Annotated in this window: 17 protein-coding genes and 1 pseudogene; 15 read left to right on the top strand and 3 right to left on the bottom strand. The window is 54.2% G+C overall.

Annotation, left to right across the window (positions count from 1 at the left end; translation table 11 throughout):
• Positions 1-7: 7 nt before the first annotated feature.
• The 8 genes from KQX66_RS19515 (at position 8) to pruA (ending at position 8,275) form a co-directional block, all read left to right on the top strand.
• Entirely contained in the window at positions 8-1,174 is a 1,167-nt protein-coding gene (locus KQX66_RS19515) for a branched-chain amino acid ABC transporter substrate-binding protein (protein WP_216794486.1), read from the top strand.
• A gap of 73 nt (positions 1,175-1,247) precedes the next feature.
• The gene (locus KQX66_RS19510; RefSeq protein ID WP_216794485.1) at positions 1,248-2,162 is read left to right on the top strand and encodes a branched-chain amino acid ABC transporter permease; all 915 of its coding nucleotides are present in this window, start codon (positions 1,248-1,250) and stop codon (positions 2,160-2,162) included.
• A gap of 4 nt (positions 2,163-2,166) precedes the next feature.
• Positions 2,167-3,171, top strand: a complete 1,005-nt coding sequence (locus KQX66_RS19505) for a branched-chain amino acid ABC transporter permease (RefSeq protein WP_216794484.1) — start codon at positions 2,167-2,169, stop codon at positions 3,169-3,171.
• Between the two features lie 19 nt (positions 3,172-3,190).
• Entirely contained in the window at positions 3,191-3,970 is a 780-nt protein-coding gene (locus KQX66_RS19500) for an ABC transporter ATP-binding protein (RefSeq protein ID WP_216794483.1), read from the top strand.
• On the top strand, positions 3,967-4,689 hold the full coding sequence (locus KQX66_RS19495) for an ABC transporter ATP-binding protein (RefSeq protein ID WP_216794482.1): 723 nt from the start codon (positions 3,967-3,969) through the stop codon (positions 4,687-4,689). Before KQX66_RS19500 ends, KQX66_RS19495 begins: the two co-directional genes overlap by 4 nt.
• Complete coding sequence (locus KQX66_RS19490) at positions 4,689-5,627, top strand: DMT family transporter (protein ID WP_216794481.1); 939 nt, start codon at positions 4,689-4,691, stop codon at positions 5,625-5,627. Before KQX66_RS19495 ends, KQX66_RS19490 begins: the two co-directional genes overlap by 1 nt.
• A gap of 133 nt (positions 5,628-5,760) precedes the next feature.
• Positions 5,761-6,675 carry a proline dehydrogenase family protein gene (locus KQX66_RS19485; RefSeq protein ID WP_216794480.1) on the top strand — a complete coding sequence of 305 codons (915 nt, stop codon included), beginning with the start codon at positions 5,761-5,763 and terminating at the stop codon, positions 6,673-6,675.
• Positions 6,676-6,706: 31 nt separating this feature from the next.
• The gene (gene pruA, locus KQX66_RS19480; protein ID WP_216794479.1) at positions 6,707-8,275 is read left to right on the top strand and encodes an L-glutamate gamma-semialdehyde dehydrogenase; all 1,569 of its coding nucleotides are present in this window, start codon (positions 6,707-6,709) and stop codon (positions 8,273-8,275) included.
• A 279-nt stretch (positions 8,276-8,554) separates the two neighbouring features.
• On the opposite strand, the gene KQX66_RS19475 is transcribed toward pruA, so the two are convergent.
• Together KQX66_RS19475 and KQX66_RS19470 are read right to left on the bottom strand one after the other, a co-directional pair.
• Positions 8,555-9,715: an MFS transporter gene (locus KQX66_RS19475; RefSeq protein ID WP_216794616.1), complete on the bottom strand. Its 1,161-nt coding sequence runs from the start codon at positions 9,713-9,715 to the stop codon at positions 8,555-8,557.
• 195 nt (positions 9,716-9,910) lie between these two features.
• Complete coding sequence (locus KQX66_RS19470; protein WP_216794478.1) at positions 9,911-10,783, bottom strand: LysR family transcriptional regulator; 873 nt, start codon at positions 10,781-10,783, stop codon at positions 9,911-9,913.
• Positions 10,784-10,948: 165 nt separating this feature from the next.
• Between KQX66_RS19470 and KQX66_RS19465 the strand changes: the two genes are divergently transcribed.
• The 3 genes from KQX66_RS19465 (at position 10,949) to KQX66_RS19455 (ending at position 13,753) form a co-directional block, all read left to right on the top strand.
• Entirely contained in the window at positions 10,949-11,536 is a 588-nt protein-coding gene (locus tag KQX66_RS19465) for a TetR/AcrR family transcriptional regulator (RefSeq protein ID WP_216794477.1), read from the top strand.
• A gap of 18 nt (positions 11,537-11,554) precedes the next feature.
• Positions 11,555-12,295 carry an SDR family oxidoreductase gene (locus KQX66_RS19460; RefSeq protein WP_216794476.1) on the top strand — a complete coding sequence of 247 codons (741 nt, stop codon included), beginning with the start codon at positions 11,555-11,557 and terminating at the stop codon, positions 12,293-12,295.
• A gap of 87 nt (positions 12,296-12,382) precedes the next feature.
• The gene (locus KQX66_RS19455) at positions 12,383-13,753 is read left to right on the top strand and encodes a glycosyl hydrolase family 18 protein (protein WP_253957288.1); all 1,371 of its coding nucleotides are present in this window, start codon (positions 12,383-12,385) and stop codon (positions 13,751-13,753) included.
• Positions 13,754-13,836: 83 nt separating this feature from the next.
• Here the strand turns inward: KQX66_RS19455 and KQX66_RS19450 are convergent, their stop codons facing one another.
• A complete protein-coding gene (locus KQX66_RS19450; protein WP_216794475.1) occupies positions 13,837-14,655 on the bottom strand; it encodes a glycerophosphodiester phosphodiesterase in 819 nt (272 codons plus the stop codon).
• A gap of 358 nt (positions 14,656-15,013) precedes the next feature.
• Here KQX66_RS19450 and KQX66_RS19445 point away from each other — a divergent pair, with 358 nt between their 5' ends.
• The 4 genes and pseudogenes from KQX66_RS19445 to KQX66_RS19435 form a co-directional block, all read left to right on the top strand.
• Positions 15,014-15,526, top strand: coding sequence for a metal-dependent hydrolase (locus KQX66_RS19445; RefSeq protein ID WP_216794474.1), 513 nt, complete (start codon positions 15,014-15,016; stop codon positions 15,524-15,526).
• Positions 15,527-15,646: 120 nt separating this feature from the next.
• Positions 15,647-16,453 carry an archaetidylserine decarboxylase gene (gene asd, locus KQX66_RS19440; RefSeq protein WP_216794473.1) on the top strand — a complete coding sequence of 269 codons (807 nt, stop codon included), beginning with the start codon at positions 15,647-15,649 and terminating at the stop codon, positions 16,451-16,453.
• Positions 16,450-16,599, top strand: coding sequence for a hypothetical protein (locus KQX66_RS38730; protein WP_438804204.1), 150 nt, complete (start codon positions 16,450-16,452; stop codon positions 16,597-16,599). Before asd ends, KQX66_RS38730 begins: the two co-directional genes overlap by 4 nt.
• Positions 16,538-16,821, top strand: a pseudogene (locus KQX66_RS19435) (class I SAM-dependent methyltransferase); the annotation flags it as partial. The gene KQX66_RS38730 and the pseudogene KQX66_RS19435, both read left to right, overlap by 62 nt.
• Between the last annotated feature and the right edge of the window lie 178 nt (positions 16,822-16,999).

Below are 16,999 nucleotides of genomic sequence, written 5' to 3'. Positions count from 1 at the left end.
TAAAACGATGAAAAAGCAAACTTCGATTGGAATTGCAACCGTTATCTTGGGAATGTTAGCGCTTACCGCTTGTGGAGGAAATTCCGACGGAGCGAAGTCTGCGGCAAGTTCAGCAGAAGGGTCGGCCTATGGCAAGGAAATTAAAATCGGGATGATGTCCGCGTTAAGCGGCAATGAGGCCAAAATGGGCCAGGACATGAAGCAGGCGGCGGAATTGGCGGTCGACGAGATCAACGCCGCCGGCGGGATTAACGGCAGCAAAATCAAGCTTGTGGCCCAGGACGATGCCTGCGATCCGCAGACGGCTACGGCTGCCGCCAACAAGCTCGTATCCGAAGGCGTAACCGCCGTCGTCGGCGGCTACTGCTCCGGCGCGGCGATCCCGGCCACCGGCGTGTTCCATCAAAACGGTATCCCGACGGTCATTACGGCAGCCAACTCGCAAAAAATCGCCGATCAGAAATTTCCGGAAATTTTCATGATCAACGGCACCGGGGTGCACCAGGCGCAAATGGCGACGGAGTATATGGTCAACCAAAAACAAGCCAAAAAAATTGCGATTATTCACGATAACTCCGCTTTCGCCAAAGACTTGGCGGAAGTGACGAAGAAGCAGGTGGAGAGTGCGGGCGCGAAAGTCGTCGTATTCGACGCCGTGAACCCGGACGAAACGGACTTCTCCTCGCTGGTGTCCAAGCTGAAGCAAGCGCAGCCGGACGCGACGTACTGGACGGCGTACTACAAAGGCGGGGGCCTGTTCATTAAGCAGTTCAAGCAGCAGGGCGTTTCCGGCATCATCGGAGTCGGCGACGGAGCGAACGACAAGATGCTGATCGACATTGCCGGCAAAGCTGCGGCGGAAGGCACGTTCATCACCAACAGTCCGACGGCGGAATTCCTGCCGGATGCCAAGAAGTTCGTCGATGATTATAAAGGAAGGTTCTCTCAAGAGCCGGGACCGTATTCCGCTCTGCAATACGACGGAATCAAGGTGATGGCCGATGCCATCAAGCGCGCGGGTTCTACGGACAAAAAGGCGATCACCGAAGCTTTGGCCAAATCCGATGTAAAAACGCTCACCGGACAAGTTTCCTTTACCCCTCAAGGTACGTTGACGAAGTCCAACTTTGTCGTACTGCAAGTCAAAGAAGGCACATTTGCTCCTTCAAAGTAAGCATGAAGCTTGAAACTCGAACGCGCGGCATGTGAAGATCGTGCCGCGTATCTTTTCAAAAAGGAGCGGTCCGATGGAATTTCATCTTACCACCGACATTTTTGTGCAGCAGTTGATTAACGCTTTGATCGTAGGTTCCTTTTATGCCCTGATTGCGCTCGGTTATTCGATGGTATACGGCATCATCAAGCTGCTCAATTTTGCGCATGGCGATTTGTTCATGGTCGGCGCTTTCATTGGCTACACGGTATTGGCCAAGCTGACCGGTACGGGGGAAAGCTTGCTGGGAATAGGCTTGGCTTTTCTCATCGCGATGGTTGTCACCGGATTTTTGGGGATGGGAATCGAACGGATCGCCTACAGGCCGCTGCTGAAGGCTCCCCGTTTATCGATATTGATTACCGCGGTCGGCATGTCGCTGGTGCTTGAAAATACGATTATGGCCGCTTATGGCGCGAAGCCTTACATTATGCCCGTGACGCTGCCGACGACCGGGTTCACGCTCCTCGGCGCCAAAATCACGTATGCCCAGATCGGCATCATCGCCGTCTCGGCATTCCTGATGATCGCTTTGCAGCTGTTCGTCCACCGGACGATTTACGGCAAGGCGATGCGGGCGATTGCGATCGATCAGACGGCCAGCAGTCTGGTCGGCATCAACGTGACGAAAGTGATTTCGTTGACGTTCTTCGTCGGCTCCTTCCTGGCTGCGGCCGCCGGTATGATGAATGCGAGCTATTACGGCAGTCTGACGTTTACGATGGGCTTTATTTTTGGCATGAAGGCCTTTACGGCGGCCGTCATCGGCGGAATCGGCAACATTCGCGGGGCAATGCTCGGCGGCTTGATGCTGGGCGTGCTGGAGACGGTCGGCACGTACCAATTCGGCGGCGAGTGGAAGGATGTCTTTGCGTTTTTCATTCTCATCGCTCTGCTGGTGGTCAAACCGACGGGTATTTTAGGCCAAAAAGTGACGGAAAGGATGTAAAGGTATGGAAAATGCGACGAAGCAAACCGTTGTTTTAAACCGTCCGAAAATCAATGCTAAATCGTCGGCGCTCGCGGCGCTGATGGTGCTGGCCGCGTTTTTCCCTTTCTTCGCCGGGCCTTATTGGCTGGACGTCGGCTTTCTTGCCGTGTTCTATATCGTTCTCGGGCTCGGACTGAATGTCGTGGTCGGCTACGCCGGGCTGCTCGACCTGGGGTATTCCGCGTTTTTCGCGGTCGGCGCCTATACGACGGGCATTTTCATGACGCAGTTTCATATGAATTTTTTTCTGGCCCTTGCGCTTAGCGGATTATTCGCCGCCGTGGCCGGACTTATTATCGGGGCACCGACCCTGCGGCTGCGCAGCGACTACCTGGCGATCGTCACGCTGGGCTTCGGCGAGATTGTCAAAATATCGGCCAAAAATCTCGAATTTACCGGCGGAGCGTCCGGAATTTACGGCATCCTGAGCCCGTTTCCCGCTCCGACGACCTTCATGGGCATTACGATCAACAACCTGACGTACTGCTATTGGGCGATACTGATTTTGGCAGTCATTGCAATCGTCGCTTCCAAGCGGCTCGGACAATCGAGAATCGGGCGTTCCTGGGCTTACATCCGGGAGGATGAGGACGCTGCGGAGGCGATGGGCATCAACCGGGTGCGCAGCAAGCTGGCCGCTTATTCGGTAGGAGCCTTTTTCGGCGGACTGGCTGGCGCGGTGTTTGCGGTCAAAATGACGGCAATTGCGCCCGAAAGCTTCAACTTCATGCAGTCGGTCATGATTTTGCTGGCCGTGATCCTGGGCGGGCTGGGCCGGATTTCCGGCGTCGTGATCGGCGCGATTATCGTCATCGTTCTTCCCGAGTCGCTTCGGGATTTGAATAAGCTCATTCATTTGGATGTGGATATCGATCGCTACCGCTTCCTTGTCTTCGGGGTCGCGCTGGTGATCCTGATGATTTTCCGCCCGCAAGGACTTGTTCCCGAAAGCCGGGGTAAAGAATAAGCAAACCGAGGTGAGCGAAATGGCGAACATGCGAATTTCCAATCTGCATCTCCAATTCGGCGGATTGACGGCCGTCAACAATCTGAGCTTTGACATTCCGGACAATGCGGTGATGAGCGTCATCGGGCCGAACGGGGCCGGGAAAACATCCTTGTTCAATATGATTACGGGCTTTTACCGGCCGACGCGCGGCGAAATTTTATTCGACGGTGTGAATATCGTCGGGAAGAAGCCGAGCCGGATTACGTCGATGGGCATGGCCCGCACCTTCCAGAACCTGCGCGTCTTTCCGAACCTGACTGTGCTTGAGAACGTGATGGCGGGCATGCATTCCAGAACGAAGCAAGGGCTGTTGGGAGCGCTGCTGCGCACGCCCGGCCACCGCAAGGAGGAAGCCTGGATTCGGCAGGTGGCGGAGGAGTGCATCCGTTTTGTCGGGATCGAGGCGTACACCGACCGGCTTGCCAAGAACCTGCCATACGGCGCCCAGCGTTATCTGGAAATTGCGCGCGCCTTGGCGATTCAGCCGAAAATCCTTTTTTTGGACGAGCCGGCGGCGGGCTTCAATTTCAGCGAAAAGCAGGATCTGATCGGTCTGATCGGTCGAATCCGCGAGACTTACCGCATTCCCGTTGTCCTGATCGAGCACGATATGGGATTGATCAATAAAGTTTCCGATCACATTATGGTGCTGAATTACGGGCAAAAGCTGGCGGAAGGCAAACCGCAGGACGTGCTGAACGATCCCCGGGTGATCGAAGCGTATTTGGGCAAAGAAGAGGAGGATGAGGCGGTATGAGCGCCATTCTCGACGTGAAGCGCATGGAAACCTTTTACGGCAAAATTCAGGCGGTCCGCGGCGTCGATTTTACGGTGAAGCAAGGTGAAATCGTCGCGCTGCTCGGGGCCAACGGCGCCGGCAAAAGCACGATTCTGAAAACGATATCCGGGCTGATCCGTCCGGCTCAAGGCAGCATCGCGTTTATGGGCGAGGATCTGACGAAAAAAGAGCCGCATACGATCGTGGAAATGGGCGTCGTGCACGTGCCGGAGGGGCGCAGGGTGTTCGGCGGTCTTACGGTGACGGAAAACCTGGAGCTCGGCTTTTTCATCAAAAAAAGCGACAAGGCAGGGCTGGCGCAAAATCTGGATATGGTCTTTCAAATGTTCCCCCGGCTGGCCGAGCGCCGCAAGCAAATGGCGGGAACGTTAAGCGGCGGGGAGCAGCAGATGCTGGCCATCGGCCGGGCGCTCATGTCGGAGCCCAAGCTATTGATGCTCGACGAGCCTTCGATGGGGCTTGCCCCGATCATCGTCATCGACATTATGAAGATCATCAAACAGATCAACCGGCAGCGGGGCACGACGATTTTGCTGGTCGAGCAGAATGCGAAGGCGGCGCTCAAATTGGCGCATCGCGGCTACGTGCTGGAAACCGGCTCCATAACGATGGAAGACAGCGCGGCCAACCTGCTTGCGGACGACAACGTGGTCAAGGCTTACCTCGGAGTTCATTGATGGCTCGCCCTCTAGAGGAACGGTTGTCCCAACCGGCCGTGACGACGAAACGCGGCAGTTTGCCTGTATCGCCGTATGCCTTGCTGTTTGTGGGAGTATTTTCCGTTGCGTTATCTTCCATCTTTATTAAGTGGTCGTCGGCTCCGGCCTCGATCATGGGCATGTATCGGCTTTTGTTCACGATTGTGCTGCTGCTTCCGTTCAGGCCGTGGAGGCAAACGGGAGCCGGCCGGTTTTCCTGGAGCGTCAAGGGCGGCTTGCTGCTGGTGCTGTCCGGTTTGTTTCTGGGTCTGCACTTTCTTTTCTGGATGGAGTCGCTAAAGCACACTTCCGTTGCCAGCTCCATGATCTTGTTAACGCTGCAGCCTGTTTTTATTATGATCGGTTCGTTTTTCCTGTTTAAAGAGCGGACCTCCGTTCAAGGCGTCGCCAGCTTGATCGTCGCCTTGGTCGGGTCGCTGCTGATCGGCTGGGGAGATATCGGCTTCTCCGGGCAAGCTCTTTACGGCGATCTGCTGTCGATTGCGGGAGCGCTCAGCTATTCGCTCTATTTGATGGCAGGGCAAAAGCTGATGAAAGAAATCCCGTCCATGCTGTACAGTCTGTTTGTTTTTGTCATTGCCGCCTTGCTGCTGTTTATGTTCAATATGTTCAATCGTTATACACTTACGGATTATACGCCGACGGACTGGGGTATCTTTGTGCTGTTGGCGCTGATCCCTACCGTGATGGGGCAAATGCTGTTCAATTGGCTTCTAGCCTACGTGAACGCGACGACGGTGTCCATGGCGGTCATCGGCGAACCGGTATTGGCAATCATTTTGGCGTATCTGTTATTGAATGAACAGCCTACCTGGCTTCAGGCGGCCGGCGGGCTTTTAACCATGCTCGGCGTAGGGATTTATTTTCGAATTAAGCCTAAAAGTGTTCAAAAATAGACAAGTTAATTAAAAATAAACAAAATTATTGTTAAATGTGTGTACAATTTCGTCTTTTGATTGTATAGTGTAAATACAGATAACGCTTTCATACGACAACAATGGATGGTGTTAGAAGGAGGATTCGGTGTCCATGGAAGTGCTCATGCGGAATATGTTTCAAGCGATCGGAAAGAACCGCTCCGCGAATCAATTGGCGAAAAGGTACGGATTGCGCTTCGGCGCGGCCCGCTTCGTCGCAGGCGAAACAATCGGGCAGTCGATTGAAGTGGTTCGCAAGCTGAATCAGTCCGGCCGGGTCGTCACGTTGGACCATTTGGGCGAATTTATTTCCACCGAGGCCGAAGCGATGGAATCGACCGAAATGTGTCTGCGCACGTTGGATGCGATTGCGGAATCGGGCGTTCAGTCCAACCTTTCCCTGAAGATGACGTCGCTCGGGCTGGATATCGACAAAGAGCTGTGCATCGGCAATATGCGCAAAATTTTGGACAGAGCCCGGGAATACGGCAATTTCGTGCGCATCGATATGGAGGATTACGCCCACTGCCAAGTGTCGCTCGATATTTACCGCGAGCTTCGTCAGACCTACGACAACGTCGGCATCGTGATTCAGGCGTACTTGTTCCGCACGGAGCAGGATATCAAGGATTTGAACGAGCTCCGGGCCAATCTGCGTCTGGTGAAGGGAGCCTACAAGGAGTCTCCGAAGGTGGCCTTCCCGGAAAAGAAAGATGTCGACGAGAATTACAAGAAGATCATCAAGATGCACCTGCTGAACGGGAACTATACGGCGGTAGCCAGCCATGACGAGAACATGATCGAGTTTACGAAGCAAATTGTTAAAGAGCACGGCATCCCGAACGACCGCTTCGAGTTCCAGATGCTCTACGGGATTTGCGAGGAACTGCAAAACCGGCTGGTAGCCGAAGGCTACAAGGTGCGCGTTTACGTTCCGTACGGCATCGATTGGTTCGGTTACTTCATGCGGCGGCTGGCGGAACGTCCGGCGAATGTGTGGTTTGTCCTGAAAAATATGTTTAAATAAACCATTCCTATCCTTGAAAGGGGACTTATCCATGAATATGTTGACAAAAGTAAGCCCGTTTGTAAACGAACCGTTTACGGATTTCAGCAAGGAAGAGAACAAGAAAGCGATGGAAGCCGCACTCGCCAAGGTCAAGGCCGAGCTTGGCCGGGATTACCCGCTGCATATTGGCAGCAAAAAAGTGATGACTGAAGCGCGCATCGTATCGATTAACCCGGGAGACAAGGATCAAGTGATCGGCAGCGTCAGCAAAGCCGATCAGGCTTTGGCCGAAGAGGCGATGCAGGTTGCTCTGCAGGCGTTCGAATCGTGGAAGCGGGTACCTGCTGCGGAGCGCGCGGACTATTTGTTTAAAGCGGCGGAGCTGATGCGTCAGCGCAAACACGAGTTTTCCGCGATGATGATTCTGGAATCCGGCAAAAACTATGCGGAGGCCGATGCCGATACCGCGGAAGCGATCGACTTCATCGAGTTTTATGCCCGGGAAATGCTGCGCCTGAGCCGCATCAACGAAACCCAGCCATTGACGAAAATTGCGGGCGAGACGAACAACCTGACGTACATTCCGCTTGGCGTCGGCGTTGTGATTCCTCCGTGGAACTTCCCGCTGGCGATTTGCGTAGGCATGACGACGGCCGCCGTCGTATCCGGCAACACCGTTCTGCTCAAGCCTGCGTCCACGACGCCGGTCATCGCTCATAAATTCGTGGCATTAATGGAAGAAGTGGGACTGCCTGCCGGCGTCATCAACTATATTCCGGGCAGCGGCGCGGAAGTCGGCGATTACTTGACGACGCATCCGAAAACGCGCTTCGTCAGCTTCACCGGCTCCAAGGAAATCGGGCTGCGCATTAACCGCTTGGCGGCGGAGACGGCTCCGGGACAAATCTGGATCAAGCGCGTCGTTGCGGAGATGGGCGGAAAAGACGGAATTGTCGTCGACGAAACAGCCGATCTTCAAGCGGCGGCCCAAGCGATTGTCGCTTCGGCTTTCGGCTTCCAAGGCCAGAAATGCTCGGCCGGCTCGCGCGCGTTTATCGTCGAGTCTGTGTACGACGAAGTGGTCGAGAAGGTCGTCGAATTGACGAAAGCCCTGCAAGTCGGGCTGCCGGAAACCAATGCGCCGGTCGGACCGGTCATCGATCAAGGCTCCTACGATAAAATTTTGAATTACATCGAGATCGGCAAGACGGAAGGCAAGCTGCTTGCCGGCGGCGGCAAGGCGGATGGCAACGGCTATTATATCGAGCCGACGGTATTTGCCGACGTGGACGGCAAAGCGCGGATCATGCAAGAGGAGATTTTCGGGCCGGTGCTCGCCATCGGCAAAGCGAAGGACTGGAAAGAAGCGGTTGCGATGTACAACGACACCGAATTCGGTTTGACGGGCGCATTCTTCTCCTCGGACGAAGAGCGGATCGAGGAAGCGCTGGAAACGATGCACTGCGGCAATCTGTACATTAACCGCAAGTGTACCGGCGCCTTGGTCGGTGTGCATCCGTTCGGCGGGTTCAACATGTCCGGCACGGACTCCAAAGCGGGCGGCTACGATTATTTGCTGCTGTTTACGCAAGCCAAGTTAACTTCCCGGAAAAACTAATCGCCTGCCGTCAAATGTAAGCGCGCAGGTCGTGAGAAAAACTCAGCCTGGTACCGATTTAAGGTGCCGGGCTGAGCTTGTTGAGAAAGTGGTCAAACGGGACTATAGAGGTAACGAAGGGGTGGGGTATCCACTTCCGACCACTCTTGTCTTCGTGAAATTTGTTTGGAAGCCGCTTAGCAGCGGACATTTCCCGAAGACAAAGTCGGCCACCGCTCGAAACTGGCGCGAAAAGGCAATCAGGCCGCCGTTGTGCCGGCAGCCTGATATCGCTAACTTTTACTTGAAACCGGCTCTTGCCGCGGTTTTGCTTTGCCGAATGCCCCAGAGTGTAAACAAAATGCCGACCACCGTCACCAGAGCGGCGGCGTATGGAACGGCGGGAAGCCCTCCGCCAAGCTGCATGTCGATGACCAGGCCCCCCAAATAAGCGCCCAAGGCATTGCCGAGGTTAAAGGCTGCGATGTTCAGCGTAGAAGCCAGAGTAGGCGCCTCTTTCGCCGTATTCAGCATATGAAGCTGTAGTCCCGGAACGGTCCCGAATGCGGCTACGCCAAAAACAAATACCGTGATCAACGTCAAGATCTTAACATGATCCGTCAGCCCCAACAGGACGAGAACGGCTGCGAGCAGGACGAGAATCCCGGTGAGCGAGGGCAGCAGATTCCGGTCCGCCAATTTTCCCCCATAAATATTGCCTATGGTAATCCCGAGGCCGAACAAAACAAGAATGTAAGATACCGAGCCCGGCGAGAACCCGGTGATGTCCACCAAAATGGGCGTAATGTAAGTGAAGGCCGTAAACACGCCTCCGAAGCCAAACACCGTCATCAGCAGCGCCACATGAACCGCAGGCCGGCGCAGCACGCCAAGCTCTTGCCCCAGGCTCGACGGGGCCGCCTTCACCTTGGGCACCAGCACAATGACGCCAAGCAGCGCCACGAAGCCGATCGAGGTAATGGCCCAGAACGGCGCGCGCCAGCCGTACGCTTGACCGAGGAACGTCCCGATCGGGACACCCAGAATGTTCGCCAAGGTCAGCCCGGTGAACATGATGGCAATAGCGCCGGCGCGCTTTTCCTTGGGAACCAGCTCGGCTGCGACAACGGAGCCGACACCGAAAAAGGAGCCGTGCGTCAGCGCTGCCACCATGCGGGCTAGCATCAAAACCGCGTAATTCGCCGCAAGCGCGGCGAGCGCGTTCCCGGCGATAAAGATGGCCATAAGCAGGAGCAGAAGCGCTTTGCGCTGCATCTTGTGCGTAGCCATCGTAATGAACGGCGCGCCCAGGGCGACTCCGAGGGCGTAGCCGGTAATGAGCAGGCCGGCCGACGGAATCGAGACTTGAAGGTCCGCCGCCACCTCCGGCAGCAGCCCCATGATGACGAATTCCGTCATTCCGATGGCAAATGCACCCACCGTTAATGCGTATAAAGCCATGGTCGAGCTTTTGCTCGATGCCGCTCTCGATGGATTAGTTAAACTATGCGATCTCAAGAAAAGTCCCTCCCTATAAGTAAGGAAGGCGATTTTGCACGTGTCCGCCTTCCTCCCGGTTGAAATCGATAGTCTACATTGTAAATCCGAAGCAGGCATAAAACAAATTATGAAATTGTACTCCATTTATAAATTTATTTATGGATTGCTTTCACGGATAAGCTGCATCAGCTCCTGAATTTGGGGCAGATGCTTATGCTTCATGTTATAGGCGAAAAACAGCTCGTTTTTTACGGTTAAATCCCCGTAGATCACTTTGGTTCGCTCGTTTATCGATTTTTCCAGCAGATAGGTAGGCATCATGCTTAAGCCTTCGCCGATTTCGATCGCCTTCAAAATGATATGCAAATTAGGAATGACGTGGGTCGGTTTAATCAGCGGACGTTTTTTAAAATGCTCTCTCCAAAACCTTCGGATAATCGGCAGCTCCAAGCCGTAGCTGATCCAATTTTGGGCGGCAAGCCACTGTTCTCTCAGCCTCAGACTGTCCGTTTCAGGCACTTCCAGCCGGGCAGGGGCGACAACGACAAATTGTTCGTCGTACAGCTTCGCATACTCGATTCCCGGAGTCACAAACTTTTTGGACGTAATGACGATATCCGCTTTATCTTCCTTCAGCATCTCCAACAATTGATCGGCCGTTCCGAAAGTGGAGATAGTGCACGTTTTGAATCGAGGCAGCAGAGGGATGACTTTTTCCATATAAAACTCATGCGCCGACCCGATTCGGATCGTTCGAAGACTGGGCAGGGAAGCGGATTTGAACGCCATCGTCGTTTCCTCCAGCGATTCGATCAAAGGCGCCAGCTGCGAGTATAGCTGCTTTCCTCTTTCCGTCGGGATGATTTTTCTTGAAGTTCTTATAAATAAAGCTTCCCCCACCTCCGCTTCCAGGGAAGCCAAATGCTGGCTCATGGCCGGCTGCGTCATCATGCGGGCTTTCGCGGCTTCCGACACCGAGTTATGCTTATAAATCGCAACAAAGCTTCGATACCATTCAAAATCGACCATAGTTCAAGCTCCACCCGGCTTTCGTGATAAATTCCATACCTATCATTGTAACCAATATTAAGCCGGACGGCTAAGAGATGACGAAAGTGTAACAACTGACAAAAAATAAAATTTGTCATTTGTAACTGATGTGTGCTATTCTAATGGCAAGGGGGGTGTGTTTTTATGGAAAAATCCTCGGACGTGTTAACGAAGGAACAAATCATTGCGGCAACGGAAGAAACGATCAGACGATACGGGATGGCGAAAACCTCGGTAACGGACGTGGCGAAAGCGTTAGACGTCAGTCACGGCAGCATTTACCGCCATTTCAAAAGCAAGACGGAGCTGTTCGAAGCGGCGACGGAACAATGGCTGGAGGAGAAGATCGTCGCGCCGCTTGCGGACGTGTGTCGCGACTCTTCATTGCACGGAGTCGGACATGTACAAGCGTATATTCAGACGCTAGTCCGGCTAAAGCGGCACTATGCCCGCGAAGACGAAGCGTTGTTTGCCATGTATGCCAAAGTATCGGATGAATCCGCCGAACTCATCTCCAAGCACATTGGCCGTATTGTCGGGCATCTGATGGATATCATGCTCCGCGGCGGTCTGAAGTCCGACCATCCCGAACGGTCGGCCCGTGCCGTCTTTTACGCTACGGCGCGGTTTCATCATCCGGCCCACGCTTACGAATGGAAAAGCGCGGCGATCGACGCCGAGTTTTCGGATGTGTGGGCTCTGATCGAGCAAGGCCTCAAAACCAACGACTAAGAAAGAAGGGAAGCACGTATGAAACCATTGGAAGGTAAAGTAGCCATCGTTACCGGATCGTCGCGGGGAATCGGCCGCGTCATTGCCGAGCGGTTGGCCGGATTGGGTGCCAAGGTAGCGATCAATTATGCCGGGAGCCCGGAGAAGGCAGCGGAAGTAGTGGCGGGCATCGTTCAAAAGGGCGGTCACGCGACCGCCATTCGCGCCGATCTCGGCGAGGTGAGCGATATCGAACAATTGTTTGCCCGAACGATCGCCGAATTCGGGAAGGTGGATATTCTGATCAACAACGCCGGACTGATGCTCAACAAACCGCTTTCGGACGTGACGGAGAGCGATTTTGAGCAGCAGTTCGCCGTGAATGTCAAAGGCACCTTTTTCGCATGCCAGCAAGCGATGAAGCATATGGAAAACAACGGCAGAATCGTGAACTTCTCGACCTCGATCATCGGGCAGATGTTTCCGACGTACAGCGTCTATGCGGGCACGAAAGGGGCGGTCGAACAATTCACCCGTCAGCTTGCGAAGGAGTTCGGCGCCAAACAAATTACGATTAATGCGGTAGCTCCCGGCCCTGTGAATACGGAGCTTTTTACGGCAGGTAAAACCGAGGAGCAGATCGAGGGCATGAAAAAGCTCAATGCGTTCGGCCGTATAGGGGAACCCGAAGACATCGCCGATGCGGTCGAGCTGCTGGTCAGCGACAAGTCCCAATGGATCACCGGCCAGACGCTGCGCGTCAACGGCGGATTTATTTAACCGTTCAAAAAATTTATGCGCACCGATCGTATTGCGTCCCTCGGCTGAATACGAATAGTAGTAACATGCTTCGCAAAGGAGAAGACCATGATTACATATGTCGTTCAGCGGGGGGATTCCCTCTATTTGATCGCTCAAAGATTCGGGACGACGTACCAGGCGATCATGATTTTAAACGGATTGACGTCAACGGCTTTGCAGGTCGGACAAAGGCTGCGTATTCCCGTCTATACGGAGGCGATTGTCAACGCGAACACGGTGAACATCCGCAAGTATCCGGGAACGACCTCGCCGCTCATCGACCAGATGGACCGGGGAGCCAGACTGCCGGTGACGGGCATCGAAGGCGATTGGGTGCAGGTGCAGCTGTACGACGGACGGATCGGCTGGGTGCTCCGGGACCTTGTCCGGGTCGTTCCTCACGGCGGGGAACGTCCGGTGCAGCAGGTGCTGGGCTTTTACACGGAAAGGGAAGGTCCGACGCTTCCCAGCTCGCATCAAGTGTTTGTGGAGCATACCGCGCAGCTGTCCGCCGTGGGCATGTTTCATTTCCGCATCAACCGGGCCAGTCCGACGGAAATCGAGAAATTTCCGGCAACGTTCACCGACGTCTACATGCGGCAGGTCGTGGATTACGGACATCGCCATAATGTGAAAATGATGCCGACGGTACATAATTTGTTATACGAAAGAGGGCATGCGGAGGTCAACAAGGAAGTCATCCACGGGATGCTGGCCACACCGGATACGCGCAGAGCATTCATTTCTAGCGTGATCGCGCTGATCCAGCGTTACAACTTCGACGGGGTCAACATCGACTTCGAGGATGTCCGTTACGAAGACAGGGAGCGCCTTTCGGCCTTTTACCGGGAACTCGGCAAAGCTTTGCGCGATCACGGGTATTTTTATTCCGTCGATACGCCTTCGCGCACCTCGGACGAACCGACGAACCCGTTCTCGGCGCCGTTCAATTATTCCGTGCTGGGCCAGGCGGTCGACGAGTTCGTGGTCATGCTGTATAACGAGCATGGTTGGCCGGGAAGCGGTCCGGGGCCCGTCGTCTCGATCGGCTGGATGGAAAGCGTGGTCAAATATGCGTTGACGAAAATGCCCGCCTCCAAAATTACGGCCGCCGTGTCGGTATTCGGCTTCGATTTCAACTTGACGACGGGACGCAACACGTATGCGACCTATGCCATGGCGATGAATTTGGCGAGAAGATACAATAAAGAAGTCATCTTCGACGAGAAAACGCAGACACCGATGTTCGCTTATACGGATGAGTCCGGCAATAGGCACGAGGTTTGGTTTGAAAATGCGGCCAGTATCCGGTCGAAAATGCAGCTTGCCCATCGTCTGGGCATCCGGGGTATCGCCTTGTGGAGACTCGGCATGGAGGATCCCGGCATCTGGACGATGATGGAGAACGAATTCGTCATTCGCAAGAGCGCGACATAGACACATCGGAAGTCTAAGAACAAATCAAACCCGCCTTCGGGTCGGTCCGGATGGACTGCGGCCAGGCGGGTTTTGCCGTTCTGTCAGGACCTGGCGCGGCGTTGGCGAAGAAGCTCGACCAACTGTGCGGGCTCGTTCGTAATGATGCTGTCGACGCCGAGCTTCAGCATGCGGTTCATCGTTTTCTTGTCATTGACCGTCCAGACGAACACTTGCTTGCGATGCTGCGCGGCGAGACGCATAAACTCTTCGTCGACCAAAGGATAAGCGGCGCTGAGCACTTCGTAGTTACGGTCCGTAAACAGCGCTTCACGGTTTGCAAATTTCTGCCCTACGATCAAGCCGGTTCGAATGCTGGCATTGAGCTGCTTTACTTTGCGCAAAAGCGCCGGATCGAACGAAGTTACCGTACAGTCCGCCGTAAATTTGCGTCGCTCGATAATGTTGACGGTTTCCTCGGCCAGCCGTTTTTGATGACCGTTATTTTTAAGCTCGATGTTGAGCTTGATTTTGCCTTGGGCGATCTCGATGATTTCTTCCAACGTCGGAACGCGTTCTTGGCGAAATTGCGGGTGAAACCAGTCACCGGCGCTCGCCTGGCGCAGCTCGCCGTACGGGATTTCCCACATGGGCTTGTTGATTCCCGTCGTCCGTTTGGCGCTATCGTCGTGCATCAGCACGATCACCCCGTCCGCCGTCTCCTGAACGTCAAGCTCGGCATAGCCTGCTCCGTCCTTGATCGCTTGGCGAATCGAGCTCGCCGTGTTCTCGGGCGCGGCGTGCGAGCTGCCGCGGTGCGCGGTAACGAGGCCGCTGTTGTCTGCGCGCGTAGCAGGCGTCGAGCCTGTGGCGGTAAAGTTGACGGCGAATACAACGGCAAGCACCAGCATGAATTTTTGCATAAAGCAGCCTCCTGATGAAAATAAAATGCACGGACGGCGCGAAGCTCCGAATCGGGCATCGCCAGCGTCCTCTACTATAGACGATCCGGATTCGACAAACTCCTCAGGTCCGGGCAAAAAAATTTTAGCATTTTTCGGTTAGATAAAAATTAGCTTGTCCCGGCGTTTTGGACCGCATGCGCTAACGGTTTCTTAACAATTGCGAAAGGGAGGCGCGGGAGGAACGGAAAAGAGGGTCCGCCAGCGAACGAATTTGTATCCGGTTAAGAGAGATATAGAAATGCGATCATATGTTTGGTATAATGGGAAAGCTCTTGACCGGGCCGCAACAACACAGAATACCGAGGAGGATCTAAGAATGCTGCAAAAAACGCACAGCGTCGCCGGTTTGCTGGCCGCGGAAGGGGTGCTGCTGCACTTCCAGGTGCCGCTTCTGTCCTGGGAAACCGCCGCTGCGCTTCTGCTTGGCTGCTTGGCAGGGCCTTTGGCCGACATCGACAAACCGGGATCGACGATGGCCAAAGTATTTTTTCCGCTATCCTTCGTACTGCGGCTTATGAACGTCCGGCACCGGACGCTGACGCACTCCGTCTTGTTCCTGTGCGGCATTGCCGCGCTGCTGCTGCCGCTTCCGGAACCGCTGTTCTGGAGCCTTCTGCTCGCTTACGCGTCCCATGCTTTCATCGATTTGTTCAACGAGCAGGGAGTCGAGCTGCTGTGGCCGATCAAGCTCAAATTCCGGCTGCTGCCGAAATTTATGGCGATCGAAACGGGTTCGTTCACGGAAACCGGATTCCGCTACATACTGACGCTGCTCTGCATTGCGCTGCCGGTCCGTTACTATTGGGCTACCGTCTCGGGGCTGTTCTGAATCATTCGTTCGTTCATTATGGCACGCCTATGGTAACGATAGGAAATTCGTCATTGATGCAACTGCCCGCCGCCTTTATAATTCGTCTCGTTAGAGTATTTATTATAACGAAGGCTGGCGATGAACCCATTGAATCGGCACTTATTTTGTTTGCTAACCGAGCTGTCGTCACGCAAATGGCTTTCCGAGCGAATCGGCTCGTTTACCAAGTCGAAAGCTAGCCGCCGGCTCATCCGGCGCTTTGTGAAAACGTACGGCATCCGGGTCGAGGAAGCCGAACAACCGATTGACGCCTACGAATCGCTGAACGACTTTTTTATTCGTCGGTTAAAACCCGGGCTGCGCCCCGTCGCTCCCGACGCCAATTCGCTGATCAGCCCCGTGGACGGCACCGTCACCGGCATCGGTTCGATGAACGACAAGCTGCGCTTTATGGTCAAGGGTCAAGAATACGGCTTGGACGAGCTGCTCCATGATTTGCCCATGAAGGACCGGTACCGCAGCGGCTATTTTATCGTCCTGTATTTGAGCCCGGCCGACTACCATCGCGTCCATTCCCCGGTTGCCGGAGAGGTAACCGCCACGCGCCGCATCCCGGGAACGGTCTATCCGGTTCACGAGCGCAGCCTGCGGCTTATGCGCAAGGTACTGAGCCGCAATGAACGGCTGATTACCTGCATCAGGCACCGGTTCGGCATGACGACGGTCGTCAAGGTGGGAGCGATGAACGTCAGCAGCATTCGGTATACGGAGCCGCGGCGCGTCCGGTTGGACCGGGGAGAGGAGCTGGCCTTCTTCGAATTCGGTTCAACGGTTATACTACTGATTGAGAAGGAAGCTTTCTCGTTCCGCGACGGTCTCGATGTCGGCAGCAAGGTACGCGTCGGTGAAGCGCTCGGTTATTGGGAGGGGAGATGTAGCCAATGAAACAAAACAAGTATGATGATGTGAATTTCTTTTCCGCCTATGAAAAAATGCAAAGGTCCGTCAAAGGACTTGAAGGGGCGGGAGAGTGGCAGCGAACAAGACTGGTATTACGACGACCAAGGGAATCGTCTGCATTGGGCAGTTGACGATTATCAATCGGAAGGTGTGCGTGAAACGACATTTTTAACGGAGAATGTAACAAATATCATCGTACGCTTTCAACCTATATCAACGACTTAATAGATGCAGGTTTTAGTATTAGAGCAGTCAGTGAACCGATTCCTTCCGAAGAAATGTTAAAGAGTGAGCCTGACATGAAAGACGAACTTCGAAGACCTATGTTTTTAATCATCTCGGCAGAAAAGTGAAAAAGCCAAAGGGCCCTAAAGGGCCCTTGCAGCCTGTTGAGAAACCCTCAGCAGGCTATTTCTTTGTTTCCGTTATTTATCCATTCACCGCGTTAATATGATATAATATTGTTATCCTAACAAGGCGGTGGTTGCATGCTTCGCTCTAATCCGAATGTGCAAAACAGCTACGAATTCG

Origin of the sequence: Paenibacillus oleatilyticus, from assembly GCF_018998565.1 — a bacterium.
Taxonomy (GTDB): domain Bacteria; phylum Bacillota; class Bacilli; order Paenibacillales; family NBRC-103111; genus Paenibacillus_G; species Paenibacillus_G oleatilyticus.
The sequence above is the reverse complement of the archived record's forward strand: the minus strand, read 5'-3'. Positions and strand labels throughout refer to the sequence as shown.

Coding starts and splice junctions, on each gene's coding strand:
- KQX66_RS19515 (WP_216794486.1), top strand. CDS start 8: ATGAAAAAGCAAACTTCGATTGGAATTGCAACCGTTATCTTGGGAATG.
- KQX66_RS19510 (WP_216794485.1), top strand. CDS start 1,248: ATGGAATTTCATCTTACCACCGACATTTTTGTGCAGCAGTTGATTAAC.
- KQX66_RS19505 (WP_216794484.1), top strand. CDS start 2,167: ATGGAAAATGCGACGAAGCAAACCGTTGTTTTAAACCGTCCGAAAATC.
- KQX66_RS19500 (WP_216794483.1), top strand. CDS start 3,191: ATGGCGAACATGCGAATTTCCAATCTGCATCTCCAATTCGGCGGATTG.
- KQX66_RS19495 (WP_216794482.1), top strand. CDS start 3,967: ATGAGCGCCATTCTCGACGTGAAGCGCATGGAAACCTTTTACGGCAAA.
- KQX66_RS19490 (WP_216794481.1), top strand. CDS start 4,689: ATGGCTCGCCCTCTAGAGGAACGGTTGTCCCAACCGGCCGTGACGACG.
- KQX66_RS19485 (WP_216794480.1), top strand. CDS start 5,761: ATGGAAGTGCTCATGCGGAATATGTTTCAAGCGATCGGAAAGAACCGC.
- pruA (WP_216794479.1), top strand. CDS start 6,707: ATGAATATGTTGACAAAAGTAAGCCCGTTTGTAAACGAACCGTTTACG.
- KQX66_RS19475 (WP_216794616.1), bottom strand. CDS start 9,715: ATGGCTTTATACGCATTAACGGTGGGTGCATTTGCCATCGGAATGACG.
- KQX66_RS19470 (WP_216794478.1), bottom strand. CDS start 10,783: ATGGTCGATTTTGAATGGTATCGAAGCTTTGTTGCGATTTATAAGCAT.
- KQX66_RS19465 (WP_216794477.1), top strand. CDS start 10,949: ATGGAAAAATCCTCGGACGTGTTAACGAAGGAACAAATCATTGCGGCA.
- KQX66_RS19460 (WP_216794476.1), top strand. CDS start 11,555: ATGAAACCATTGGAAGGTAAAGTAGCCATCGTTACCGGATCGTCGCGG.
- KQX66_RS19455 (WP_253957288.1), top strand. CDS start 12,383: ATGATTACATATGTCGTTCAGCGGGGGGATTCCCTCTATTTGATCGCT.
- KQX66_RS19450 (WP_216794475.1), bottom strand. CDS start 14,655: ATGCAAAAATTCATGCTGGTGCTTGCCGTTGTATTCGCCGTCAACTTT.
- KQX66_RS19445 (WP_216794474.1), top strand. CDS start 15,014: ATGCTGCAAAAAACGCACAGCGTCGCCGGTTTGCTGGCCGCGGAAGGG.
- asd (WP_216794473.1), top strand. CDS start 15,647: ATGAACCCATTGAATCGGCACTTATTTTGTTTGCTAACCGAGCTGTCG.
- KQX66_RS38730 (WP_438804204.1), top strand. CDS start 16,450: ATGAAACAAAACAAGTATGATGATGTGAATTTCTTTTCCGCCTATGAA.